This is a genomic window from Natronococcus amylolyticus DSM 10524, assembly GCF_000337675.1.
GTDB classification, from domain to species: Archaea; Halobacteriota; Halobacteria; order Halobacteriales; family Natrialbaceae; genus Natronococcus; species Natronococcus amylolyticus.
In genome coordinates this window covers 66,557-89,044 of sequence record NZ_AOIB01000031.1, presented here as the reverse complement: position 1 = coordinate 89,044, position 22,488 = coordinate 66,557, and the positions used below count along the sequence as shown (strand labels likewise).

The following is a 22,488-nucleotide window of genomic DNA, read 5'->3' as shown; positions in this document are numbered from 1 at the left end:
CGAGCGAACGCGATTCGGCCGCGAAAACTGCCTGGGATGCTCGGAAGCGGAAGCGAGCAGCAAGCGGCTCCGTCTTATCGCTCACTCGTCGGCCGAAAACAGCGTGTAATCCTTCTCCGAGGCCGCGAAGGGCATCACGGTCGCGTTTCGCTGTGCGACCCACGACAGCCGGAGAACGAACGACGCCAGGATCGAAAGCGGCGCAAAGCAGGCGACCATGGCGACGAGCGTTACGGCGACGATCCCCGCCGCCGGGAGCGCTTCGATCGCCGCGAGATCGTACACGGCGAGCGTCGCGGCGAGAAACAGCTGTGCGGGGAGTCCGACGATCAGCAGGACCCGCGAGAGAAAGGAGAGCTCCTTCGTAATGTAAACGGTCCGGAAGTACTTCCGGGCGACGTCGATGTGCAGCAGGTGCTCGCGGATCGACGTGAACAGCTCGCGCTGCTCGTCGGTCAGCTGCGCGTCGTACTCCGTCTCGATCCGAGCGAGGTCGTACAGCTGCTCGGCCTGCGTCGTTCCCAGTGTCGCCGCGATCGCGCCGAAGATCTGTTCGTCTGCATCGGGCGTGTCCACCGCCCTCGTGACGGCCCTGACGTCGCCCCGAAGCGCCCCTACGAGCTCGTCGATCTCCGCGGAGAGCTCCCTGTCGAGAGGGTCGGTCACCGTCTCGCGCAGCGCCTGGGCTCGCTTGCCGAGGTTCTCGTGGAGGACGAGCAGGAACGACCCCGGCATTACCGGGCTCACCGCCCGGTCCATCACATCCTGTACCTGATCCCGGTACTCGACGGCGTTTCGGGTTCGCCCCTCCAGATCCCCCGGCGAGCCGAGCTCTCGAGAGAACACGAGCTGGTTGATCGCGATGACGACCGTGATGAGGGTGAGGTTTCCGCCGAGAAAGGAGCTGAACAGGAGATACAGCGGTTCGCCGGGCGCCCGCGGAAACAGGTTCACGACGAGCAAGGCGAGCAACAACAGTGTGATCCCGCCGAGCAGCACGCCGGCGACGGTGAGCCGGTTGCCCTCGATAACTGTCCACCGAAACACCGAGTGACGCCGACTGGTGTCGTCGGTCATAGCCCGCCTACAGGGATCACCTACCTGAAGCTTCTCCCCTCGTTCGTGTACAGTCTCGACCGGTATCAGGTACGTGCGATCGGCTCATTGCGTACCGTGCGAGCGCGTGACACCAGCATCTCCGTACGTGAGACTCTTGGGACTCGAGACATTCGATCAGAAACGATGGAACGCGACGAGGGCGGTCGCCGCCTCGAAGGTTGTAACGCCGGTCAGTCGTCCGCGGACGACGCCGTTCTGGGGGCGTCCCGTCTATGATGTCGACCTGGTTTCTCTACGCCCTTCTGACCGCGGGGATCTACGCCGTGATCGCCTTGCTCTCGAAGGTCGTCAGCGGCGTCGAGATCGACGATCCGCTGACGCTGGCGATCTACAACTGCATCCCCTTCTACGCCGTCTACGTCCTCGTCGGGCTCGCCCTCGAGTGGCCGGCGATCCGAAACAGCCTGACCGGGGCGGGCGGCGGCCCGGTTCCGGGAGCCGAGCCCGCGCCGGTGGCGGTCGCGCTGGGGTTCGGCGTCGTCTCGACGATCGCCTACGGGATCTACTACTGGGGGCTGGTCAACGGCGACGTCTCGCGGTTCGTCCCGGCGCTGTCGCTCGAGACCGTCTTCGTGCTCGTCCTCGGGTTTTTGATCCTCGACGAGGCGTTCCCGTCGGGCGTCTACGCCGGGGTCGGGCTGGTCGTCTTCGGCGCGCTGTTTATCTCGTACGACCGGGAGGCCGGCTCGATCCGCGAGAGCCTGACGTTCTCGACGGTCGGGGTCGCCGTCCTCGCCGCGATCGCCTTCGCGGTGTTCAACACCGGGATGAAGGTGCTCACGGACGGCTTCGGTACCGTCGAGATCCTGTTCTGGATCAGCCTCGGCGGCCTGGCCTCGATCGCCGCGGTCGTCCCGTTTCGAAGCGGCGGGGTCGAACCGAATCCCGCCGACCTGCTGGCCGGCCGCGTGCGGCTCACGAAGGGAACGAAGCTGCTGCTGGTCGGCGGCCTGCTCAACGCCGTCGGACTCTTCACGTTCATCCGGGCGCTCGAGCACGGCCCAGTCTCGCTGGCGACCGCGATCACCAAGCTCGACGTGATGATGGTGTTCGTCGGCGCGCTCGCGCTCTCGAAGCTCGCGCCCGCGTTGCTTCAGGAGCAGTTCGATCCGTTCACGCTGGCCCAGAAGGCCTCGGCGTCGATGATCGTCCTCGCCGGGTCGGCGCTGATCCAGTTCAGCTACTGAAGCGGCGGATCGCTAGCAGTAGTTGATAATAGGGTTTGTTGTTCGGTCTGGCTGTGACTACGAGTCGCTCGAGTCGTTACATAGAGCGTGCACACGTACCTTTTTCCGCGTCGGGATTCCGCGCTTCGCGCGGAACCACTCGCGCAAAAATCTACGCTAAAAAGCCGCTCGCTCCCGAAGGTCGCTCGCGGGTGCTGTGCTTGAACGGCACCGCAGCGTTACCTACTCCCCCTCTACTGAAGGCGAGTCTCACGCAGATTCTGAATACCGAATCCGGGTCACTCTCCCCTGTTAGGAGAGCTGTTTCGACAGCCACTCGAGGTTCGTCGCGACCACCGCCAGGAGGATCCCGACGACCGAGATGACGATCAGGAACGTCGAGACGACGCTGACCATCGGATCCAGCGCCTGCCTGATCTCGGTCCAGGCGAGGACGGGGATCGTCTCGGTGCTTGGCGTCGAGAGGAACAGCGCCATCACGAACTCCTGGAGGCTGATGATGAACGCGAGCAGTCCGCCGACAAAGATCCCGTGTTTCACGTTCGGGAGGACGACGTGGACGAACGACTGGACCGGGCCGGCGCCGAGGTCCTGTGCGGCGTCGAGCTGTTGCCAGTCGAACCGGCTGAACACCGACCGCATCACGAAGTAGACCAGCGGCGTCGCCCACAGCGTGTGGGCCAGCACGATGCTCGCGTACGAGCCCCGGAGCCCGACCTCGTTGAAGTACATCAGCAGCGTGATGCCGAGTATCACCGGCGGGATCAGAAGCGGGATCAGGACCAGCGGCGCCAGTATCGACCCTAGCGAGCCGTCGTCGATCTCCTGGCCGAACGCGCCCATCACGCCCAGCAGCGTCGCGACTAGCGCGGTGCCGACGCCGATGACGATACTGTTCGTGAAGGCGTCGAGCCAGCGGACGCTGTCAAGGAACTCGACGTACCACATGAGCGAGTAGCTCTCCGGCGGGAACGCGAGCCGACCCGTCCCGGAGAACGACGTCACGACGACGACCAGCAGCGGCAACAGCATGAGCGCCAGCAGAGCTAGGTAGCCGGCGCGAAACGCCGCGGTCTCGAGGCGTTCTCTACGCAAGTTCGAACTCACCTCCGAGTCGGTTGAGCAGGGTAAACATGATCGCGATGCTGGCCAGCATCAACAGGAGCATCACCACGGAGAACGCGGCCGCCAGCGGGTAGCGCATGTCCGAGAGCATCAGCCCCTCGACCTGCATCGCGAACGTGATGTTGCCCGACAGCAGATCGGGCGCGGCGTAGGCCCCGACGCTCCAGGCGAAGGAGATCACCGCCGCGACGATGATGCCGGGCATCGCCTGCGGGACGACGACCTCGAGCACCGATCGGGGTCGGCTCGCGCCGAGGTCGCGGGCGGCTTCGACGACGTGCCAGTCCATCGTCGCCAGCACGCTGTAGATCGCCAGCACGGCGTAGGGAAGCACGATGTAGAGCTGGCCGACGACGACACCGACGGTCCCGGGGACGAACTGGATCGGACTCGAGATGAGCCCCAGCGAGAGCAGCAGCTCGTTGAGCGTCCCCGACGGCGCCAGCAGGGGATTGAACGCGTACGTCCTGATGACGAGCGTCGTCAGCAGCGGGAGCACGACCGAGAACAGCAACAGCGACTTGACGAGTCCGGTCGACCGCCAGATCGCGTAGGCGTAGAACAGGCCGATCAGGACCGACAGCACCGTGACGACGACTCCAAGCAGGAAGGAGAAGCCGACGATGCTCCAGAGGAGGTCGCTCGTGAGGACGCTCGAGTAGGCCTCGAGCGTCCAGGTCCCTTCGGCGTAGACGAGGTCGCTCGACTCCTCCGCGAAGCTGATCCGCAGGAGGATAAAGAAGGGGACCACGAACACCAGCAGCTCGAAGGCGAGCAGCGGCGCCATGAGCAGCAGGGCCCGGTTCGAGCCGGACTGCTGGCCGAGTGACTCCCGAACGCCCTCGAGCGAGCGTGGAAACTGCGAGTTCGTCTCGGCCATCGTTAGAGCGTCACCCGCGAGCCGTCGGCGCGGAACGCGAGCACGTCGGTGCCGTCCCACTCGATGCGGATCTCCTCGCCCGCGGTCAGCGCGTCGGTGCTCGCACCCGTCCGTTCGGCGAACATCGCAGTCCCGTTGACCGAGACGGAGTACCGCACCGTCGACCCTCGGTAGAGGACGTTCTCGATGGTGCCGACGACGGCGTTAAGCGTACTGCCGTCGGCGAGTACCGGCTGTTCGTCCCCCTCCACGGCGTCGGCGGCCGGATCCCGTTCGATCGAGAGCACCTCTGGACGCAGCGACAGCGTCAGCTCCGTTCCCTCGACGACGTCGGGGTCGCGGTCGGTCGGGAGCACGAGCTCGTACCCGAGTTCGGTCTCGACGCGGATGGCTCCGTCCGTGACGCCGACGACCTCGCTGTCGACGAAGTTCGTATCACCCAGAAAGCCCTCGATGAAACGGTTCGCGGGATTCTCGTAGACTTCGGTGGGCTCGCCGACCTGGATCAGTTCGCCCTGATCCATGATCCCGATGCGGTCGGCCAGGGTGAACGCCTCGTCCTGGTCGTGGGTGACGTGGACGAACGTCTCCTCGAGATCCTCGTGTATCTCGCGGAGTTCGATCTGCATGTCCTCGCGGAGGCGCTTGTCGAGGTTCGACAGCGGCTCGTCGAGCAACAGGACGTCGGGGTTGACCGCGAGCGAGCGGGCCAGCGCGACGCGTTGCTTCTGGCCGCCGCTGAGGGTCGTCGGATCCTCGTCGCCGTAGCCGCCCATCTGGACGCGCTCGAGCATCGCCTCGGCGCGCTCGCGGCGTTCCTCTTTGGGTACGTCGCGCATCTTCAGTCCGAACGCGACGTTCTCCAGGACCGTCTTGTGGGGAAACAGCGCCCAGTCCTGGAACACGGTCGAGGTGTTGCGTTCGTACGCCGGCTGGTCGGTGACGTCGGCGCCGGCGAGCGTGATCTCGCCGCTGGTCGGCGTCTCGAGGCCGGCGATCATTCGCAGCGTCGTCGACTTGCCGCTGCCGCTGGGGCCGAGCAGGCAGAGCAACTCGCCGTCCCGGATCTCGACCGAGACGTCCTCGACGGCGGTCGTCTCGCCGTAGCGCTTCTCGAGTTCGGTTAACGTGATTTCTGACATTGGTGACGGTGTGGTCGGTAATCGGATGTAGAACGGTGGTAGGCGGCAATCAGGAGCTCTGTTGGATACTCGAGAACGCGTCCGAGAGCTCGTCGTCGTGGTCGGCGAGGTACTCCCAGTCGGGGAAGGCGATGGTCTCGGCCTCCTCGGTCGTCGTCGGGAGGTCGTCCTCGAGCTCCTCGGGGTAGTCGATCTCCTCGTTGCTGAACATCATCGGGTGGGTTTCGGCCCACTCGGACTGGACCTCGGCGTCGAGCAGGAAGTTGATGAACTCCTCGGCCTCGTCGCGCCGGTCGGTCCCCTGGACGACACACCAGTTGTTGAACCAGCCGGTGGTCTCCTCGGGCATCGTGTGGGTGAGCCCCTCGTAGTCGTCGATGTCGGCGGCCGTCTGGTCGTAGTACCACTGGGCGACGTCGATCACTTCGTTGTCGAACGCCTGCCAGATGTCCTCGCCCGAACTGGCCCAGCTCTCGACGTTCCACTCCTCGAGGGTCTCGAGGACGTCGTCGTGGAGTTCCTCGTCGTGCATCTCCTCTGCACCCTCGGCGTCGTCCATCGCGATCGNGTTCCACTCCTCGAGGGTCTCGAGGACGTCGTCGTGGAGTTCCTCGTCGTGCATCTCCTCTGCACCCTCGGCGTCGTCCATCGCGATCGCGGCGGCGTAGAGGGGGTACCACCAGAACCCGGTGTCGACGCCGATCCCCTCGCTGTCGGCGACGGCGTCCTCCGAGAGATCGCCCCACGTTTCGGGGTCGACGTCGGCGTCCTCGCGGTGGATGATCGTACACGGCGCGCCGTCGACCGGCAGCCCGTACTCCGTCCCCCGCATCTCCGCGTAGTAGTCGATAATCCCATCGGCGTTGGGGACGTTCTCCTCGCGAATCGGCTCGAAGAGGTCGTCCTGACGGCCGTAGTAGTAGAAGTTCCCCTCCGCCACCGTGACGTCGAACGGCGGCTCGTCCTCCGGGGCGTTCTGGATGTCGGTGAGGATATCGTCCCAGCCGCGGTGGACGTCGACTTCGACGTCGTGCTCGTCCTCGTACTGCGTGACGAGCCCCTCCTCGAAGCGGTCGGCGTAGTTCCCGCTCCAGACGCTGACGCGCAGCGTCTCCTCACCTCCTGCGAGTTCGGCACAGCCCGCGATCGCCGTTGCGGAGCCGACTGCCGCTGCGGACAGAAATCGCCGTCTCGAGGTCGGGTTCGCTCGAGAGTCGGTTGAAGATCCGGTCGCCGATTTCGCGTCGTCGGTTTCTGCATCCCGGTGTGGGCCTGCAGCCATGAGTACCCGGTAAACCCGGATTGCGACATAAAGGCGTTATGATGTAGTAATAATAGCCGATAAAAATCGCGAAGATCGGTCGCCGCATCGAGCGTTCGCGGGCGAATCACCGCCAGACGGACGCTCCTATCCGTCCGCCGACCGTCCGAGGCCGTCCTCCTCGGAGTTGTCGCCGGGGGATCCGCCCTCGGACGCGGACCCGGTCTCGCTCTCGAGTTCGACCGCCGACGTTCGGCGGGCTCACGAGCAGGTGACAGTCGACGACAGCGACCGCCGGGAATCGAATCGGCGCTCCTCTCCGGTAATCGGTGGGTAACGGGCGAGCAGACGGACTGCTGTAACCGTTTACCGACACACCCGGCAGATGTCCCTGGAATGTGGATAACGAGCTACCGGAGACCGTATCAGTCCTCGCCGTCGCCGAACTCCGTCTTGAAGTTGGAGACGCCCCGATCGGTGCCCGCGACGAGAACCTCGTCGTCGGTCTCGAGCCCGAAGTCGTCGTCGAACGCCGTGACGATCTCACCGTTTCGTTTTATGGCGACGATCGTAGAGTCGGTCCGCTCTCGAGCCTCGTCGGTGTCCGGGTGCTGTCCGGCGAGCTCCGGTGCCCGTGTTCTGGTGAGCTGGATCTGTTCGCGGAGTGTCATCACGTCCTCGTCGTAGAGGCCGAGCGTCGTCATCCGGCCAGCGACCTTCGGCAGCGCGAGGACGTAATCCGCGCCTGCCCGGTAGAGGTCGCTCGCGCTCTCGGCGTCGTTGGCCGCAACGACGATCTCGACGTCGTCGTCGGCCTCGCGGGCGACCAGCGTCGCGAGGGTTGCGTCGTCGTCGTCGGGCAACGCGAGGATGACGGTTTCGGCGCCGTCGATCCCCGCCTCGTCGAACGTCGTCGTCTCCGTCGCGTCGCCGACGACGTCGACGCCCTCTCCGGGCTCGGTGTCGATCACCGTCGTTTGCTGGTCGGCCTTCCGGAGGATTCCCTCGGCGGTCGTGCCGACGAAGCCGTGACCGGCGATAATCACCGGACCAGCCGTCGCGGACCGCCCGCCGGACCGGGTGATCGGCTCGATCCGCTCGAGTTGTCCCTCGGTACCGGCGACGACGAGGACGGTACTCTCGTCGGCGACCGCCTCGCTCGAGGGATCGGTGACGAACTCGCCGCGTAGCCAGACGCCGACGAGCGTCGCCCCCGTCCGCTCGAGGGGGTCGAGGGAGTCGAGGCGCTGACCGTAGAGTGGACTGTCGTCGGTCACCGGGAACTCGGCGATCTCGAGGTCGACGTCGAAGTCCTCGATATCCTCGAGTGCGGTGCTGACGACGTTCTGGGCCTTGTCCGCGAGACTCTTCCCGAGACGGTGTTTCGGCGAGATGACGGTCGTCGCGCCGGCGAACCGGAGGTATCGTGACTGTTCGGGGTCGTCGATCAGACAGATGATCTCGAGATCCGGGTTGGTCTCCGCGAGCGAGAGGAGCGTGCCGATGACGTTCTCCTGCTGTTTCGCGCCGACGACGACCGCGACCGCGTTCTCGATGTTGACCGCTTCGAGCGTCTCTTCGTCCTCGATCGTCCCGTGGACGACGTTCCGTCCCTCCTCGAACAGCGTTTCGGCCCGCTGCTCGTCGTCCTCGACGATGACGTACTGCTCCTCGCGGGCCTCCAGATCGTCGACCAGACTCTCACAGAGCGAGGTGTATCCCCAGATAACGGCGTGGTCCTCGGCGCTCTCGACGGCGTCGGGGACCCTCGTCTCGGTGAGCTCCTCCCTGGCCCAGGGGACGACGAACTGAGGGACGGCGACGGCAATGTAGGCGATCCCCGTAAACTGCGCGACGACCATCAGCGCCTGCATTCCGATGGACGTCCACGGCGCGTCCTGTCCGTACCCCGTCGAGGTCAGCGACTGGACGATAACGTTGAGCGAGTCCTGCAGCGACCGCGGTCGCCCCTCCAGTTCGGCCATCCCCCATCGATACAGCAGCGTCTGAACGGCTACCACGACGACGAACGAGAGCAGAAAGATCACGAGACGTCTGTTCCGACCGATCCACTGGAACGGAGACGGTTTTCGAAACTCCATGTAGCCCGAGCTAGATGACTCGGACGTGTAGTTATTGGAGTTGCATATGCGCCGTGGTAATCGCTGTCAGTCGGCAGCTTCGGCCGGATCGACGACCTCGTTCGTCTCCGGGTAGACGCCGACCTGATCGCAGACGTCGGCCATCGGACAGGCGTCGGGGTCCTCGAGACAGGCCGGCTTGCGGGCCGTGCAGTACTCGCGGCCGAACTGGATCGAGGCGGTGTGGCCGAAGCCACACTTCGCGGCGGGGATGTCCCGCTCGAGGACCGCCCGAACCGCCTCGTGGTCGGCGTCCGCAGGGGCGATCCCCAGCCGCCGGTAGATCCGGTGGACGTGCGTGTCGACCGGGAAGACGCCGCCGCGCCCGCCCGCGAACAGCAAGACGCAGTCAGCAGTTTTTGGGCCGACGCCGTGGATCTCGAGCAGCCGTTCGCGGACGGTTTCGGGCTCCGCTTCCCTGACGAAGTCGTCGAACCCCGCAGCGGAGTCGAACTCCTCGAGGATCTCCTCGGCGGCACCGACGATCATCGCCGACTTCTGGTTATACAGACCGGCGGAGCTGATCGTCTCGGCGAGTTCGGACTGCTCGGCGTCGGCGAGCGATTCCGCGAGATCCCGATCCAGCCCCCCGTATCTGTCGACCAGCGCGTCGTGAGCCGGCTGGCTCGCCACGTCGCTCGTGTTCTGGCTCAGGATCGTCCGCACGAGGCAGGTGAAGGCGTCCTGCCCGCCGTACGTTTTTTCCCAGTACAGTTCGCCGAGGCGGTCGACGACGCGCTCGGCGCGGGTGTCGGCGGTCGCCGGGTCGAACTCGGCGGCGGCTCCACCGCCCGTTTCGCCGCCGCTGATGTTGACCGACGGCTCGTTGTCGTCACTCATGCGCCAGGATTCGGGCTCGAGGAGCAAAACCGCCGTGGAAGCGGTGATCCGACTCGAACACCAGTTCATCGAGACCCCTCGCTCGAGCGGTCGCCTCCCCGTCGCCTGCGAGTTCCTCGGCTACGGATTCCCAGAGGTGTACGAGACCGTTACCGTCACCGAGAGCCCCGTCGTCCCGCCGGCGACGCTGAGCTGGTAGCTCTCCGCGCCCTCCTCGGCGGCCAGCGTCTCGAGTTTCTCCCGAATACCGCCGAGCAGTCGCTCGAGGCCGCCGATCACTCGCTCCTCTCGCTGGGTGTCGATCGGTTCGGTCGACGGCTCCTCCAGTTCTCGAGACGTTGCGGCGACGAACGCCTGGAGCTCGTCGAGCGAGTCGACGCTGTTCAGTCGCTGTTCGAGGTGGTCGGCGGTTTGTATATCGAGCATCGTGTCTCTTGGTACCAATCGTTGGTTCCGCGGGAAAATAGTTCGGTGCCCGGAATAGTCGTCCGCGACGGACGATCCGAAAACGACACCGTCGGTCGAGGCCACGGAACCCGTCGATCGTAGGACAGCCTCGCTACTCGACCGTCAGCGTCACCGTCGCCTCGGCACCCTCGGCGAGCGCGTCGACGAGTTCTCGGTCGAACCCCTCCGCCGCGAGCTCGGCGCCGACCACGATCGTTCGGTCGTCCACGTAGTCGCTGGTTCGGCCGACCGCGCTGCGCTCGTTCGTGAACTCGAGGTCGGGATCGCCGCGTCCCTCGACCGACTCGCGGCGGCCGTCGGCCTCGATCTCGACGGTGATCGTCGCCGCTTCGTCCCGGCAGGCCTCGACGAACTCGGGGTCGAAGTCGGCGGGCGCCCGATCGGCGTCGATCGCCAGGATGCAGTCCCCGGCAGGTGTGAGGTAGTCGTCGGTCGTCACCTCGAACGTGCTCGCGTGTGCGGCGCTGACGTGCTCGTGTCCTCGAGCGCGGATCACTTCCTCCATAACTCGACAGAGTCGAGCGGCTCGGAAAACGGGATCGACTCGGCGCTACGCCGTCTCCCCCCGATAGCCGGCGCGGAGCTCACGGATGACGGCCCCGCCGAGAACGCCGAAGACGACGACCGCGAGGACAGCCGTCAGGCCGACGCCGACCTCGCCGTGGAGATCGGCACCGAGAACGCCCCAGCCGAGAGCGAGAAGGGCACCGACAGCGGCCAGGACGGCTACCCTCAGCCGGAGCGGGTCGTCGAGCCGTCTCGAGAGAACGTACTGCGGGCCGGCGACGCCGACGAACAGGTAGATTGTGATTCCGGCGGGCGTGGCACCGAGGACGGCCATCGAGCCCGTGTGCCAGCTTACCAGACCACTCGAAAGCACTGCGAGGAGGATGCCGATGCCGACGAGTCGTCCGTTCATACGGGGTGTTGACAGCAAAACAAGATATTCGCTTCGGCCGCCTCACTCCGCGGGGACCGTTTCCGTCGTCGCGGTCTCGACTGACTGACGCTGCGCCCGTTCGTGTTCACGACGGTGCGCCTCGAGATCGAAGGCGGTCTTCGCGAGTATCATCACGACGAGTGCCTCTATCGGCCCGCCGGCTCCTTCGATTAGGGCCGCGCCGAGCAAGATTGTGACGTGTAGGACGACAATCCGATTGAGCGGTTCGGCCAGCAGCGTCACTGGCCCGTTCCGCTCAAACTCCCGGTTACCGAGATAGTTGAGCCGGTAGGAGAGGGCGTGTTGAAGCGTCAGGGCGACGGCTGCGACGGTGACAGCGAACGGCGACGCGATCGCCACCTCGGGGAACATGTCGGGAAAGCCGACGAGGACGAACACGCCGTGGGCGACCCAGAACGCGCCGAAGTAGCCCGCGAAGTACCTGGCGATCGTTCGGTTCGGCTTCCCGACGAACGACTCGAGCGTCCGGGCTTCCGTATCGCCGAGCGAACTGATCTCCCACTCGGGAAGGCTGTCGGGATCGTCCTCACCCGCTGCGCGTCGAATCTTCGCGACGTACGCCGCGCCGAGCACGCCGCTCTCGAGCCAGTAGATCACCAGCAGTGAGTGGAGCGTCCAGCCGAAGAACGCGACCCCGACTAGCGGGACGAGATTCGCGAGGACCAGACCGACAGCGGCCGTCCGAGAGCCGCTCCACGAGGAGTACACGGGCTCCGGTTCCTCTCACTGGATTAAATTTCTTGTCGCGTCTCCGAGAACGACTGGCGACCGTCCGAAGCCGGGTGTCGACAGCTGGGACTACACCAGGCTCGCGCCGTCGAACTCGCCGCGGTTGTACTCGAGGTCCATCAGATCGAGGATCGTCGGGGCGATGTCGTAGAGGTCGGCTTCACCGATCGAGGCGTCGGGGTCGTCGATGTACAGCGAGGTGTCGTCGAAGCTGTGCATCCCGTTTCGCGGGCCGGTGGTGAAGACCTCGGAGTCGGCCTTGAAGCCGGACTTGAGGTCGAAGCCCTTGTTCGGAATCGCGACCAGATCCGGCGCGATGTCGTCGTGATCGCCGCGGAAGGCCGCTTCCTTCTCGACGACGCGGTCGACGACCTTGTTGCCGTTGGGGCCCTCGAGCGCCTCGAGGTCGGCCTTGAGCTCGTCGCGAACCTCGTCGTACTCGTCCTCGGGAACCGAACCTCGCGGTTCGCGGCCCTCGAGGTTGAGATAGAACCGACCGGGGATGAAGGAGTAGGCCGTCGTCTCCGTGGCGATGTCGCCCAGCTCCGCGGGCTCGTCGCCCTCGAAGGAGAGCCACCCCTCCTCGATGAGCCACTCGTTGAAGTGGACCTCGTAGTCGAGGCTCGTGAAGCCGTGGTCGGAGGCGACGATCAGCGTGACGTCCTCGGGAAGGGCCTCCCGAAGGCGGCCGACGTAGTCGTCGACCTTGGTGTAGAAGTCAAGAAACTCCTCCCGGTACCGGCCGTCGCGTTCGTAATCCTTGAACAGGAAGTGGTTGACCCGATCGGTCGTCATGAAGACGCCGAAAAAGAGGTCCCAGTCGTCCTCCTCGATGTAGTGTTCGAACGCCTCGAAGCGGGCGTCGATCGTCTCGTGGGCGTCCTCGATGAACGCCTCCTTTTCCTCCTCGTGACCGAGTTTCGGATTGACGTCGATCCGGTAATCGAGCGTCTCGAGGTACTCACGAACGTCTTCGGGGTAGGCGGCCTTCTCGAGGTCGGGCGAGAGAAAGCCCGACACCATGCGCTGAACGTTTCGTTGTGGTGGGAACGTAACGGGGACGTTCATCACGGTCGCCTTGAGCCCCTCGTCCTGGACGCGGTCCCAGACGCGGTCGGCCTGGACCTCTCGTCCCATAGGGACGTAGGTGTCGTAGGTGCCGACCTCGCGATCCTGGAAGCCGTAGACGCCCGTCTCACCGGGGTTGACCCCGGTGGTCAGCGACGGCCAGCAGGCGCTGGACTCGGGTGGGACGATACTCGAAATCTCGCTCGCAGTACCGTCTGCTGCCAGCGACGCGAAGTTCGGGAACCGGTCTTCGTGTTCGGAGAGTAAACTGTACGGCACGCCGTCGACGCCGATAAACGCGACTCGGGGGGAGTCGTCGCCCCGCAACCGGTCGAACAAACCCATGCGGGGCCGTAGTCCGACCGCATACAAGAAGGTTCGTTTCCGGACACTGTTTTCGAGAACCGGTGACGATAGTCTCGGTTTCGCGTTCGGCGTTGCCGACTGTTGCGTCGGTGCTGCGGACCGACGCCAGCGGCGGAGGTCCTCGAGGTGCTCGTAGAAACCGGCAGGATCTCCGGTCGCTCTCGCGGCGGGCGATCGGGAACCGGGCTACTCCGTCTCCTCGTCCGCGCTCTCGGAGCGGAAGTTCGTCGGGACGACCGTCAGGTGGGCCATCCCGGTACCGGATTCGACCGACTCGGTGGTCGACGCGGACTCTCGTGGGGACGGGTTGGTTGCTGCCATGACGGACGGTAGTACGACGGCTCACCCAATAAAATTACCCATGCTCATAACACATACGGCGGACGGGTGGCGATAACTCCGACGAATCCGTTGGCAGAAAAATCGAACGCTGGCTCGGGGTCGCCGCTAGAAGTTCTCGTCGTAGAGATCCTGGGCGTGTTCGATCGCGTCGTAGGCGGCCTGTCGGTCCTCCCAGCCCTGGGTCTCGACCTCCTTGCCCTCCTCTAAGTTCTTGTACGTCTGGAAGAACTCGTCGATCTCGTCGAGTTGCTGCTGGGTGATGTCCTCGAGGTCCTCGATGTGGTCGTAGCGGGGGTCCTCGCTCGGGACCGCGATGACCTTGTCGTCTTGCTCGCCGTCGTCGTCCATCTTCATCAGGGCGACGGGACGGGCCTCGATGATACAGCCGGGGAACGTCTGATCCTCGACGAGGACCATCACGTCGAACGGGTCCTCGTCGTCGTAGTACGACTGCGGGATGAAGCCGTAGTCGGAGGGGTAGTGGACGTTCGAGTGGAGCACGCGGTCGAGGACGACACCGGGGACGTCCTTGTCGTACTCGTACTTGTTGCGCTCGCCCTTGAGACACTCGACGACCGCGTAGATCTCTTCGGGCGGGTTCGGTCCGGTCTCGAGGTCTTCCCAGAGATTGACCATGTATTTCGAACGTTCACGGTGGGTCAAAAAGTCCTTTCGTAATCGTATCGGACGGTATGGCCGACGACCGTCGACGGAGCGCCGAGTACGTGGCTCGTCGGGACGACGTTCGAGCCGGTATCGGCTGCTGGACGGGGTCTGCGGGACGATCGGGCAAAATAGTTGAGAAGTCTTAAATAGTCCGATGACTGTTACACAACTATGTCAGAGGCACAATCAATCAGCGGCGATCAGAGTGTCGCACGCGAGCTGACTGCGTTCCAGACCAACATCCTCACCATCCTCGCCAAGGAGCCGATGTACGGCCTGGCGATCAAGCGCGAACTCGAGGAGTACTACGGAACGGAGGTCAACCACGGCCGGCTCTACCCGAACCTCGACGAACTCGTCGAGCTCGGGCTGGTCGAGAAGAGCGAACTCGACAAGCGGACGAACCAGTACTCGCTGACCGACGAAGGCTACGAGGCCGTCCTCGACGGCGTCCAGTGGTCGCTCTCGAAGATCGTCACGGACGACGACCGCGCCGACGAGATCCGCCAGCTCGTCGACGAGAGCTACTAAACAGCAAACCAGGGTGTCAGAACCTCCGTTCGCGGTCGATCGCACGCGGGTGTGATCGACGCCGAACCGTTTCCGTTTTATTCGACGGCTGAGGACTCCCGGAGCTCCGGGTGTGGCTCGTCGGCCGCCTCGAAGACCAGATCGATCGACTCCTCGACCGCGTCCTGTTGTGCTTCGGAGGGCCAGGCGTTCCGAACGAAGTACCCAGTCAGGAACTCCTCGAGCTCCGTCGGCGTCGCCGATTCGATCGGCTTCGCGTAGTGATTCCCGAAGAAGTCCGCGAGGGCGACCGCGTTGTCGCCGTGGACATCGCCGTGGGCCGCCCTGNGTGCTTCGGAGGGCCAGGCGTTCCGAACGAAGTACTCAGTCAGGAACTCCTCGAGCTCCGTCGGCGTCGCCGATTCGATCGGCTTCGCGTAGTGATTCCCGAAGAAGTCCGCGAGGGCGACCGCGTTGTCGCCGTGGACATCGCCGTGGGCCGCCCTGACCTCGGCGACCAGCTCGCGGTTTCGCTCGTCGACCGCCTGCCAGTCGTCGGGATCCTCGGTGCCCTCGAGCTGGATCTCGATCGCCCGGTCGATGTCCTCGATGCGATCGGTCCTGATGACGCCGTCGGCATGCCACTCCTCGGGGTGGAGCACGAGCGTCGCGTCCTCCTCGTCCCGAACGCGGGCGGTGAACTCGTGTTCTGCGAGCAGGTCGTCACGACGCTCGAGCCGGGCCGCGCGCTCGTTCTCGTCGGTCGCGGTGCGGGCCAGCCGCGTCAGCCGTTCGGCCTCGTCGACGACGTCGTCGGGCAGTTCCCCGGGCGGCCTCTCTTCATCGCCTCTCTCGTCCGCGAGGTCGCTCATTACCCGTCGTTCGCGCTCGACGCCCTTTCCGTTGCCGTTTTCGGCGCTACCCCTGGTCCAGCGCCTCGTTGGCCAGTCCATCCGCGCGGTCGTTGACCTCCCGTGGAACGTACTCGAGGGTCCAGTCGTCGAACGAAGAGAGGAGCTCGAGGGCCCGAACCCGCTGCTCGCGCAGCTCGGGATTGTTGGTGTCGTACTCCCCGCGGACCTGCTTGACGATCAGCTCGGAATCCCCGCGGGCGTGGACCTCGCCGTAGCCGTACTCCTCTGCCGCCTCGAGGGCCGTGATCAGCGCGGTGTACTCCGCCTGGTTGTTCGTCGTTCGTCCGATCCGTTCGCCCCCCTCGGCGACGATTCCCTCGCTCGTGACGATCACCCAGCCGATCGATGCCGGGCCGGGGTTACCGCGGCTGGCACCGTCGAAGTAGACGTGGGCTCGGCCGCCGCCTTCGCGAAGCAGTGACTCGAGCGTGCGGGGCGTCTCGCCCTGAACCACGACCTTGTCGTCGTAGGCGACGGCCGTCGCACCCTCGCGACTCGCCCGCCAGCGTTCGTGTTCGGTGTTTCCGGAATCGACGGCGACGCCCGCCTCCTCGAGGCGCTCGCGGGCGTCGTCGACGTCGCACTCGATAACCGGCATTCGTGTCTGTGCTCGAGGAGAGTCGGATAAAGGTTTTGCGGTTTCAAATCGTAAACCATCTCGCTGAACGTCTGTAAATGCCGTTTTCGACGGATAACAGGAAAGTGTTGGGAGGAGGACCCCAGAACTTATATATCATAGTAGTACTACTATAAAAGCGCGATGACACGGTCCACCCGCCAGCGGGAGCGAATGCGTGAAACGGACGAATCCGAGGAACAGGACGAGGTACGTGCCTGTCCCGAGTGTGAATCGGATAATCTCGTGAAAGACTCCGATCGGGGTGAGCTCATCTGCGAAGACTGTGGGCTCGTCGTCGAGGAGGAGAAGATCGACCCCGGTCCGGAGTGGCGGGCGTTCAATCACCAGGAGCGACAGGAGAAGTCCCGCGTCGGTGCGCCGACGACACAGACGATGCACGACAAGGGACTGACGACGACGATCGACTGGAAGGACAAGGACGCCTACGGTCGCTCGATCTCCTCGAAGAAGCGCAGTCAGATGCACCGCCTGCGCAAGTGGCAGGAACGCATCCGAACCAAGGACGCTGGCGAGCGCAACCTGCAGTTCGCGCTCTCGGAGATCGATCGGATGGCCTCGGCGCTGGGTGTGCCGCGGTCGGTTCGCGAGGTGGCGTCGGTCATCTACCGGCGCGCGCTCAAGGAGGACCTCATCCGCGGCCGATCGATCGAGGGCGTCGCGACCAGTGCGCTGTACGCTGCCTGTCGCAAGGAGGGGATCCCGCGAAGCTTAGAGGAGATCTCGGAAGTTTCACGCGTCGAGCGAAAGGAGATCGGTCGTACGTACCGGTACATCTCGCAGGAACTCGGCCTCGAGATGCGCCCCGTCGACCCGAAAAAGTACGTTCCCCGCTTCTGTTCCGAACTCGAACTCTCCGAGGAGGTCCAGACCAAGGCCAACGAGATCATCGAAAAGACGGCCGAGGAAGGACTGCTCTCGGGCAAATCCCCGACCGGGTACGCCGCGGCGGCGATCTACGCCGCCTCGCTGCTGTGTAATGAGAAGAAGACCCAACGCGAGGTCGCAGACGTCGCCCAGGTGACCGAAGTCACGATCCGGAACCGCTACCAGGAACAGATCGAAGCGATGGGAATCCACGGCTAACACCGACACCACCAACACCACCTCTTTTATTCGACCACCGCCGCCTACCGTTCGTCAGCACTGTCGCTGATCCAGGCGCCGTCTCCGTGGATGCTCGCTGCCGAACGTCGGTGCAAGTCCCTGCGGCCGCTCGAGGACGAGTTCGGCGGGTTACTCGTCGTCCTCCTCATCGTCCATCATATCGTCGTCCTCGTCGTCTTCGTCGTCCATCATGTCGTCGTCCTCGTCGTCCTCCTCATCGTCCATCATATCGTCGTCCTCATCATCCTCTTCATCGTCCATCGGGTCATCATCCACCTCATCGTCCTCCTCGTCGTCTACCGGATCCTCTTCGTCATCTTCTTCGTCGTCCATCATGTCGTCGTCCTCGTCGTCCTCCTCATCGTCTTCCTCGTCGTCTACCGGATCCTCTTCGTCGTCTTCTTCGTCATCTACCGGATCCTCCTCGTCGTCTTCCATCGGATCCTCTTCCTCGTCGTCCGGTTCCTCCTCTTCGGGATCGTCTTCCGGATCGTCGTTACATCCTGCGATTGCGATAGCGCTAACTGTGCCGCTCAGTGCGATCAGACGCCGGCGTGTGAGATGGTCCTCCATGATCGGTCACTCCGAATCGGGTTTGAGAAGTCTACAGTAAAGAGAATGCGCTGCCTATTCTCGCTCCGTCGAACACAAACTGCAGTTACGTCGAACGGGTTCCCGGGCGAGAAAATCGCGGGCACTCGAGCCGCCAGTCCGGCGACCGGGACACCCCTGTCGGCGGCGGTAACGGGAGATCGACCGACCGTAATCGGGACGTCCGCACGCCGAAAACGTTAGTTACCGTTTCGAACGGACGAATCGGTCGGGCTCGTCCGTCGGAGCCGTCACTCGTCCTTGCCGACGCTGATGACCTGTAGCAACGAGTAGACGGGAACGCCCTCGACCTCCTCGACGCCCTGCTTGTCCGCGAGGACGACACACGCCAGCGGCTCGCCGCCTTCCGCCCGGATCGCCGTGATCGTCTCGCGCATCGTCGTTCCGCTGGTGATCGTGTCGTCGACGACGTAACACTCCCGGTTGCGGATACCCGCGAAGTTCCGGGAGAACGTCCCGCCCAGCTCCTCGATGTCGCCCTCTTCCCACTGGTGTTTCGCGGGCGTGTACGTCGAGAGGTCGGTCTCGAGTTCGCTCGCGATGAGCGTCGCGATGGGCCCCCCCGCCTTCTCGATCCCGACGGTCAGATCGACGTCCTCGCCGTGTTTGGCGAGCAGGTCGGCCATCGCCTCCGCGATCGATCTCATCCGTTTGCTGTCCCGGCCAATCGCCGACCAGTCGACGTGGATGTCCTGTGGACCGCCGTTCTCGGCGGACTGCTGGGTCGACTGGCTCGAGAGGTCGGTCGTCGCGTCGCCGCGCTCGACCAGCCAGCTCGCGGTCTCCCGGGAGACGTTCAGCTCGTCCGCGATCTCGCCCTTCGAGAGGCCCTGGCCCGCGAGCTCGGCGGCGCTCTCGATAAGGTCGTCAACGTTTTTCATGGCTCGGAGTTCGCACGCCGTTTTTATAGTCGTGTCGCAGCCGACGAACGTCGCCTCGACTCCCTGGAAAGACTCTCAGTATTGGCAAGGATTATCACTCGTCTCTCCGGTATCTCGAGTATGGAACGGTACGATCTCGTCTACCAGCTCTACGACGAGTACGACACGAAGACGTTGCGAGAGTACCAGGAGTTCGTCGACGTCTTCCCCGCCGTCGACTCCCGGGTCGCCCTCGAGCACTGGCAGTCGGCAAACGAGGAGCTCGAGGACCGCAAGGACGAGATCCGGGCGGCGTTCGCAGCCGGCGAGACGTTCGCGGAGATCGCCGCGCGGGCGACCCGCGATCAGGCGTTTACCGCGCTCGACCTCGAGGCCAAGTACGGCCGTGGCGTAAACGTGCTCGTCCTCGACGTCGACGAGACGCTGCGCTCGGCCGGCAGTACGGACAACGAGATCCCGCGCGAGACCCTGCACGTCCTGACGGAGTTTCACGAGGCCGGCGTCCCGATCGTGATCTGTACGGGCCAGACCTTAGAGAACGTCAAGGGCTTTGCCATCCAGGGGCTCGGCAGCGAGATCGTCCACTCCGGGGAGCTGTCGATCGTCTACGAGGCGGGAACCGGCGTGTTCACGCCGGGCCACGGCGCCGAGACCAAACAGCTGCTGTACGAGGAACTCGACGAGGAGATCCGCGAGGTGTTCGACGACCTGCGGGCTCGCGTCCTGACGGAGGCTCCCGACGCGCTCAGGCGGGGCTGTCACCTGCAGGGCAACGAGTTCAACGTCACGATGAAACCCAACTACGAAACCGGGTCGGCCGACGCCCGCGAGATCATCGACGACGCGCTCGTCTACCTGATCGACCTGCTGGCCGACGCCGTCAGTGAGGCGATCGAGTTCGACGGCGAGGAGATCCGCGACCGGACCCGCGCGTTCTACGCCGATCAAGATCCCGAGATCAGGACCGTCCTCGAGGAGGAGGGCGCCTACCCCGATCGAGACGACGAGGAAATTCCCGACGAGCTCGCGGCCGTCCTCGAGCGGATCGACGTCGCCTACTACGAGGCCGACGCCGCCGAAATCGGGAGCCTCGAGCTGAACAAGGTCGTCGGCGTCGAGCGCGCGCTCGAGGTGCTCGGGATCGACGACCCGTTCGCGCTGGTGATGGGCGACTCCAAGAGCGATCGCCGCGTTATGGAGTGGGTTGCGGAGAACGACGCCGGGATCGCGGCCGCGCCAGAACACGCCTCCCAGGACACCCTCGAGCACGTCCTCGGCACCGACGAACTCGTCTTCGATCGCGGAAAGAGCGTCGACGTCCTCCAGACGGCGTACGCGCTCAATCGCCTCGCGAGCCTCGGGTGAGCGAGGCCGACACTCACACTGCCGGAACGGACGGACCGTCTCGGCGGGAACGAACGGCCCGACGACACAACGACGGCAAATCGACCGAGCGAACCGGTAAGGATCGGGCGCTCGAGTGGTGGCCATTTTTGCCACCGCGCTCGAATGGGGTCGTATGGAACTCACCGACGAGCAGGCGGCGGTTCGCGACGTGGTCCGCGAGTTCGCCCGCGAGGAGATTAGACCGACGGCGCTCGAGGCCGACCGGAGCCAGGAGTTTCCCGAGGACGTCTGGGACGGGCTCGCCGAGCTCGACCTGACGAGCCTCACCGTTCCCGAGGCGTACGGCGGTTACGACGCCGACCCCGTGACGGCCGCCGTCGTCAACGAGGAGGTCGCCTACGGTGCGCTGGCGGTCGCGACGGCGCTGTCGGTCCACTCGCTGGCGACCTCCTGTATCGCCGAGTTCGGCAGCGAGGAGCTCAAGGAGCGGTGGCTCCCCGATATGGCCGACGGCCGCCCCGTCGGCGCGTTCGCGCTCTCGGAGCCCCATGCCGGTTCGAACCCCGCTGAGATGTCGACCGAGGCCCGCAGGGAGGGCGACGAGTACGTCATCAACGGCGAGAAGCAGTGGATCACGAACGGAAAGCGGGCGGGCGTCTACGTGCTATTTGCAAAGACCGACCGCGACGATCCGTCGACGGTGACCCAGTTCCTCGTCCCCGGCGACGTCGACGGGCTCTCGGTCGGGGAGAAGGAGGACAAGCTCGGCCTCCGCGCGAGCGACACGACCAGTCTCACCTTCGACGACGTCCGGATCCCCGCCGAGAACCGGCTGACGGAGGAGGGACGCGGTCTCTCGGCCGCCTTTCACATCCTTACGGGCGGCCGGATCGCCATCGCGGCGCAGTCGGTCGGTCTCGCCCAGTGTGCGATGGACGAAGCGCTCGAGTACGCCGGGGAGCGCGAGCAGTTCGATCAGCCGATCGGCGAGTTCCAGTCGATTCGCCACAAGCTCGCCGAGATGGCGACCCGAATCAAGGCGAGCCGGCTGCTGACTCGGGAGGCCGCCCGAGAGCGAGCGTCGGGCAGCGCCGGACTGACCGCGAGCATGGCGAAGTACTTCGCCAGCGAGACGGCTATGCACGTCACCAACGAGGCCGTCCAGATCCACGGCGGCTACGGCTACGTCACCGAGGGCGAGGTCGAACGGCTCTACCGGGACGCCAAGATCACCGAGATCTACGAGGGGACCACCGAGATCCAGAAGAAGGTGATCGCGCGCCACCTGCTCGAGTAGCGGACCGAAGTCGCTATTCTACTCCCGTCCGTATCATCCGTCGTGACCGAATACGACGCCGTCGTCTACGACCTGGACGGGACTCTCGTCGACCTCGTTGTCGACTGGAACGCCGTTGCGATCGACGTGATCGCGGTGTACGCCCGGGCCGCGACCGAGCCACCCAGCGAGAACCTCTGGGAGCTGCTCGAGGCTGCGAGCAAGTTCGAGATCGCACCGGCCGTCGAGGAGACGATCGCCGACCACGAACGCGAGGGCGCGCGGCTGTCGCGTCGCCTGACCCGCGCCGACGAGGCCCTCGAGCGGCGGGTTCCCGTCGGGGTCTGCTCGCTCAACTGTGAGGCCGCCTGTTGGATCGCGCTCGAGGAACACGACCTCGAGCCCGCGGTCGACGCCGTCGTGGGTCGGGACACCGTCGAGACGCGAAAGCCCGACCCCGAGCCGCTGCTCGAGACCGTCCGTGGGCTCGGCGCGAAGCCGGCGTCCACGCTGTTTGTCGGCGACACCGAGCGCGACGAGCGAACGGCCGACCGAGCCGGCGTCGACTTCGAGTACGTCGAGGGCAGCGAGTAGCTACTCCTGCGTTCGCTTCGCGTATGCGAACACCGACAGCGCCACGAGCAGCCAGACGACGGCACCCACTCGGATCGCGAACTCGGCTCGAGCGCCCCAGGTCGGGAGCTCGGTGCCGATCGACAGCAGGGCGACGATCGGCGCGCCGACGAGGATCGTGACGACGAACGTCGTCTGCATCACCCACCCGAAGTCGACCCCGTCCGGCGAGGTTGTTTCGACGCGTTCTGGCACGTTCGAACGTGTTCACCGGGTCCTCTTAAGGGTCGCGGGTGGCAGGTCGTCGGTGCGGAACGATGACGTTTACTCGCGGGA

At 65.0% G+C, this 22,488-nt stretch carries 25 protein-coding genes; 6 read left to right on the top strand and 19 right to left on the bottom strand.

Translation table 11 applies throughout. From position 1 onward, the window contains the following. Positions 1-81: 81 nt before the first annotated feature. Positions 82-1,077, bottom strand: a complete 996-nt coding sequence (locus C491_RS15690; RefSeq protein ID WP_005558050.1) for a hypothetical protein — start codon at positions 1,075-1,077, stop codon at positions 82-84. A 254-nt stretch (positions 1,078-1,331) separates the two neighbouring features. Between C491_RS15690 and C491_RS15685 the strand changes: the two genes are divergently transcribed. Further along, positions 1,332-2,306 (top strand): EamA family transporter, encoded by a 975-nt coding sequence (locus C491_RS15685; RefSeq protein ID WP_005558049.1) that lies wholly within the window; start codon positions 1,332-1,334, stop codon positions 2,304-2,306. Positions 2,307-2,597: 291 nt separating this feature from the next. Here the strand turns inward: C491_RS15685 and C491_RS15680 are convergent, their stop codons facing one another. The 13 genes from C491_RS15680 to C491_RS15620 form a co-directional block, all read right to left on the bottom strand. Beyond that, positions 2,598-3,401, bottom strand: a complete 804-nt coding sequence (locus C491_RS15680; RefSeq protein ID WP_005558048.1) for an ABC transporter permease — start codon at positions 3,399-3,401, stop codon at positions 2,598-2,600. Further along, positions 3,394-4,311 carry an ABC transporter permease gene (locus C491_RS15675; protein WP_005558046.1) on the bottom strand — a complete coding sequence of 306 codons (918 nt, stop codon included), beginning with the start codon at positions 4,309-4,311 and terminating at the stop codon, positions 3,394-3,396. Before C491_RS15675 ends, C491_RS15680 begins: the two co-directional genes overlap by 8 nt. Before the next feature lie 2 nt (positions 4,312-4,313). After that, complete coding sequence (locus C491_RS15670) at positions 4,314-5,453, bottom strand: ABC transporter ATP-binding protein (RefSeq protein ID WP_005558043.1); 1,140 nt, start codon at positions 5,451-5,453, stop codon at positions 4,314-4,316. A gap of 49 nt (positions 5,454-5,502) precedes the next feature. Further along, complete coding sequence (locus C491_RS15665; RefSeq protein WP_005558041.1) at positions 5,503-6,735, bottom strand: ABC transporter substrate-binding protein; 1,233 nt, start codon at positions 6,733-6,735, stop codon at positions 5,503-5,505. A gap of 404 nt (positions 6,736-7,139) precedes the next feature. Beyond that, on the bottom strand, positions 7,140-8,816 hold the full coding sequence (locus C491_RS15660; RefSeq protein ID WP_005558039.1) for a potassium channel family protein: 1,677 nt from the start codon (positions 8,814-8,816) through the stop codon (positions 7,140-7,142). Between the two features lie 66 nt (positions 8,817-8,882). Further along, positions 8,883-9,695 (bottom strand): endonuclease III domain-containing protein, encoded by an 813-nt coding sequence (locus tag C491_RS15655; RefSeq protein ID WP_005558037.1) that lies wholly within the window; start codon positions 9,693-9,695, stop codon positions 8,883-8,885. Positions 9,696-9,815: 120 nt separating this feature from the next. Next, the gene (locus tag C491_RS15650) at positions 9,816-10,121 is read right to left on the bottom strand and encodes a hypothetical protein (RefSeq protein ID WP_005558029.1); all 306 of its coding nucleotides are present in this window, start codon (positions 10,119-10,121) and stop codon (positions 9,816-9,818) included. A 133-nt stretch (positions 10,122-10,254) separates the two neighbouring features. Further along, positions 10,255-10,668: a DUF371 domain-containing protein gene (locus C491_RS15645; protein ID WP_005558026.1), complete on the bottom strand. Its 414-nt coding sequence runs from the start codon at positions 10,666-10,668 to the stop codon at positions 10,255-10,257. Between the two features lie 45 nt (positions 10,669-10,713). Next, positions 10,714-11,082, bottom strand: coding sequence for a hypothetical protein (locus C491_RS15640; protein WP_005558024.1), 369 nt, complete (start codon positions 11,080-11,082; stop codon positions 10,714-10,716). 42 nt (positions 11,083-11,124) lie between these two features. After that, complete coding sequence (locus C491_RS15635) at positions 11,125-11,832, bottom strand: DUF6498-containing protein (RefSeq protein ID WP_005558016.1); 708 nt, start codon at positions 11,830-11,832, stop codon at positions 11,125-11,127. Between the two features lie 90 nt (positions 11,833-11,922). Further along, positions 11,923-13,266, bottom strand: coding sequence for an alkaline phosphatase family protein (locus C491_RS15630; protein WP_005558014.1), 1,344 nt, complete (start codon positions 13,264-13,266; stop codon positions 11,923-11,925). Positions 13,267-13,473: 207 nt separating this feature from the next. Then, a complete protein-coding gene (locus C491_RS24020) occupies positions 13,474-13,608 on the bottom strand; it encodes a hypothetical protein (protein WP_005558012.1) in 135 nt (44 codons plus the stop codon). A gap of 126 nt (positions 13,609-13,734) precedes the next feature. After that, positions 13,735-14,265 carry an inorganic diphosphatase gene (locus C491_RS15620; RefSeq protein WP_005558011.1) on the bottom strand — a complete coding sequence of 177 codons (531 nt, stop codon included), beginning with the start codon at positions 14,263-14,265 and terminating at the stop codon, positions 13,735-13,737. A 201-nt stretch (positions 14,266-14,466) separates the two neighbouring features. Between C491_RS15620 and C491_RS15615 the strand changes: the two genes are divergently transcribed. Beyond that, entirely contained in the window at positions 14,467-14,826 is a 360-nt protein-coding gene (locus tag C491_RS15615) for a PadR family transcriptional regulator (RefSeq protein ID WP_005558010.1), read from the top strand. Between the two features lie 77 nt (positions 14,827-14,903). Here the strand turns inward: C491_RS15615 and C491_RS15610 are convergent, their stop codons facing one another. Together C491_RS15610 and rnhA are read right to left on the bottom strand one after the other, a co-directional pair. Beyond that, on the bottom strand, positions 14,904-15,677 hold the full coding sequence (locus tag C491_RS15610; protein WP_005558009.1) for a DUF7108 family protein: 774 nt from the start codon (positions 15,675-15,677) through the stop codon (positions 14,904-14,906). 46 nt (positions 15,678-15,723) lie between these two features. Beyond that, on the bottom strand, positions 15,724-16,317 hold the full coding sequence (gene rnhA, locus C491_RS15605; RefSeq protein WP_005558008.1) for a ribonuclease HI: 594 nt from the start codon (positions 16,315-16,317) through the stop codon (positions 15,724-15,726). A gap of 162 nt (positions 16,318-16,479) precedes the next feature. On the opposite strand from rnhA, the gene C491_RS15600 reads away from it, so the two are divergent. Next, complete coding sequence (locus C491_RS15600; RefSeq protein ID WP_049892140.1) at positions 16,480-17,442, top strand: transcription initiation factor IIB; 963 nt, start codon at positions 16,480-16,482, stop codon at positions 17,440-17,442. Between the two features lie 150 nt (positions 17,443-17,592). On the opposite strand, the gene C491_RS15595 is transcribed toward C491_RS15600, so the two are convergent. After that, positions 17,593-18,036 (bottom strand): hypothetical protein, encoded by a 444-nt coding sequence (locus C491_RS15595; RefSeq protein ID WP_005558006.1) that lies wholly within the window; start codon positions 18,034-18,036, stop codon positions 17,593-17,595. Between the two features lie 269 nt (positions 18,037-18,305). Continuing rightward, entirely contained in the window at positions 18,306-18,956 is a 651-nt protein-coding gene (gene gfcR / locus C491_RS15590; RefSeq protein ID WP_005558005.1) for a transcriptional regulator GfcR, read from the bottom strand. Positions 18,957-19,076: 120 nt separating this feature from the next. Between gfcR and C491_RS15585 the strand changes: the two genes are divergently transcribed. The 3 genes from C491_RS15585 (at position 19,077) to C491_RS15575 (ending at position 22,173) form a co-directional block, all read left to right on the top strand. Continuing rightward, entirely contained in the window at positions 19,077-20,321 is a 1,245-nt protein-coding gene (locus tag C491_RS15585; protein WP_005558004.1) for an HAD family hydrolase, read from the top strand. Positions 20,322-20,475: 154 nt separating this feature from the next. Then, positions 20,476-21,600 carry an acyl-CoA dehydrogenase family protein gene (locus C491_RS15580; RefSeq protein WP_005558003.1) on the top strand — a complete coding sequence of 375 codons (1,125 nt, stop codon included), beginning with the start codon at positions 20,476-20,478 and terminating at the stop codon, positions 21,598-21,600. A gap of 42 nt (positions 21,601-21,642) precedes the next feature. Then, a complete protein-coding gene (locus C491_RS15575; protein ID WP_005557998.1) occupies positions 21,643-22,173 on the top strand; it encodes an HAD family hydrolase in 531 nt (176 codons plus the stop codon). On the opposite strand, the gene C491_RS15570 is transcribed toward C491_RS15575, so the two are convergent. Further along, on the bottom strand, positions 22,174-22,407 hold the full coding sequence (locus tag C491_RS15570; RefSeq protein ID WP_005557997.1) for a DUF5822 domain-containing protein: 234 nt from the start codon (positions 22,405-22,407) through the stop codon (positions 22,174-22,176). Positions 22,408-22,488 lie beyond the last annotated feature (81 nt).

What these genes read in the sequence shown, in the direction of transcription:
- C491_RS15595 (WP_005558006.1), bottom strand. Translation starts at nt 18,036, where the DNA reads ATGGAGGACCATCTCACACGCCGGCGTCTGATCGCACTGAGCGGCACA.
- C491_RS15630 (WP_005558014.1), bottom strand. Translation starts at nt 13,266, where the DNA reads ATGGGTTTGTTCGACCGGTTGCGGGGCGACGACTCCCCCCGAGTCGCG.
- C491_RS15620 (WP_005558011.1), bottom strand. Translation starts at nt 14,265, where the DNA reads ATGGTCAATCTCTGGGAAGACCTCGAGACCGGACCGAACCCGCCCGAA.
- C491_RS15615 (WP_005558010.1), top strand. Translation starts at nt 14,467, where the DNA reads ATGTCAGAGGCACAATCAATCAGCGGCGATCAGAGTGTCGCACGCGAG.
- gfcR (WP_005558005.1), bottom strand. Translation starts at nt 18,956, where the DNA reads ATGAAAAACGTTGACGACCTTATCGAGAGCGCCGCCGAGCTCGCGGGC.
- C491_RS15640 (WP_005558024.1), bottom strand. Translation starts at nt 11,082, where the DNA reads ATGAACGGACGACTCGTCGGCATCGGCATCCTCCTCGCAGTGCTTTCG.
- C491_RS15660 (WP_005558039.1), bottom strand. Translation starts at nt 8,816, where the DNA reads ATGGAGTTTCGAAAACCGTCTCCGTTCCAGTGGATCGGTCGGAACAGA.
- C491_RS15585 (WP_005558004.1), top strand. Translation starts at nt 19,077, where the DNA reads ATGGAACGGTACGATCTCGTCTACCAGCTCTACGACGAGTACGACACG.
- C491_RS24020 (WP_005558012.1), bottom strand. Translation starts at nt 13,608, where the DNA reads ATGGCAGCAACCAACCCGTCCCCACGAGAGTCCGCGTCGACCACCGAG.
- C491_RS15600 (WP_049892140.1), top strand. Translation starts at nt 16,480, where the DNA reads ATGACACGGTCCACCCGCCAGCGGGAGCGAATGCGTGAAACGGACGAA.
- C491_RS15645 (WP_005558026.1), bottom strand. Translation starts at nt 10,668, where the DNA reads ATGGAGGAAGTGATCCGCGCTCGAGGACACGAGCACGTCAGCGCCGCA.
- rnhA (WP_005558008.1), bottom strand. Translation starts at nt 16,317, where the DNA reads ATGCCGGTTATCGAGTGCGACGTCGACGACGCCCGCGAGCGCCTCGAG.
- C491_RS15685 (WP_005558049.1), top strand. Translation starts at nt 1,332, where the DNA reads ATGATGTCGACCTGGTTTCTCTACGCCCTTCTGACCGCGGGGATCTAC.
- C491_RS15580 (WP_005558003.1), top strand. Translation starts at nt 20,476, where the DNA reads ATGGAACTCACCGACGAGCAGGCGGCGGTTCGCGACGTGGTCCGCGAG.
- C491_RS15670 (WP_005558043.1), bottom strand. Translation starts at nt 5,453, where the DNA reads ATGTCAGAAATCACGTTAACCGAACTCGAGAAGCGCTACGGCGAGACG.
- C491_RS15655 (WP_005558037.1), bottom strand. Translation starts at nt 9,695, where the DNA reads ATGAGTGACGACAACGAGCCGTCGGTCAACATCAGCGGCGGCGAAACG.
- C491_RS15650 (WP_005558029.1), bottom strand. Translation starts at nt 10,121, where the DNA reads ATGCTCGATATACAAACCGCCGACCACCTCGAACAGCGACTGAACAGC.
- C491_RS15690 (WP_005558050.1), bottom strand. Translation starts at nt 1,077, where the DNA reads ATGACCGACGACACCAGTCGGCGTCACTCGGTGTTTCGGTGGACAGTT.
- C491_RS15675 (WP_005558046.1), bottom strand. Translation starts at nt 4,311, where the DNA reads ATGGCCGAGACGAACTCGCAGTTTCCACGCTCGCTCGAGGGCGTTCGG.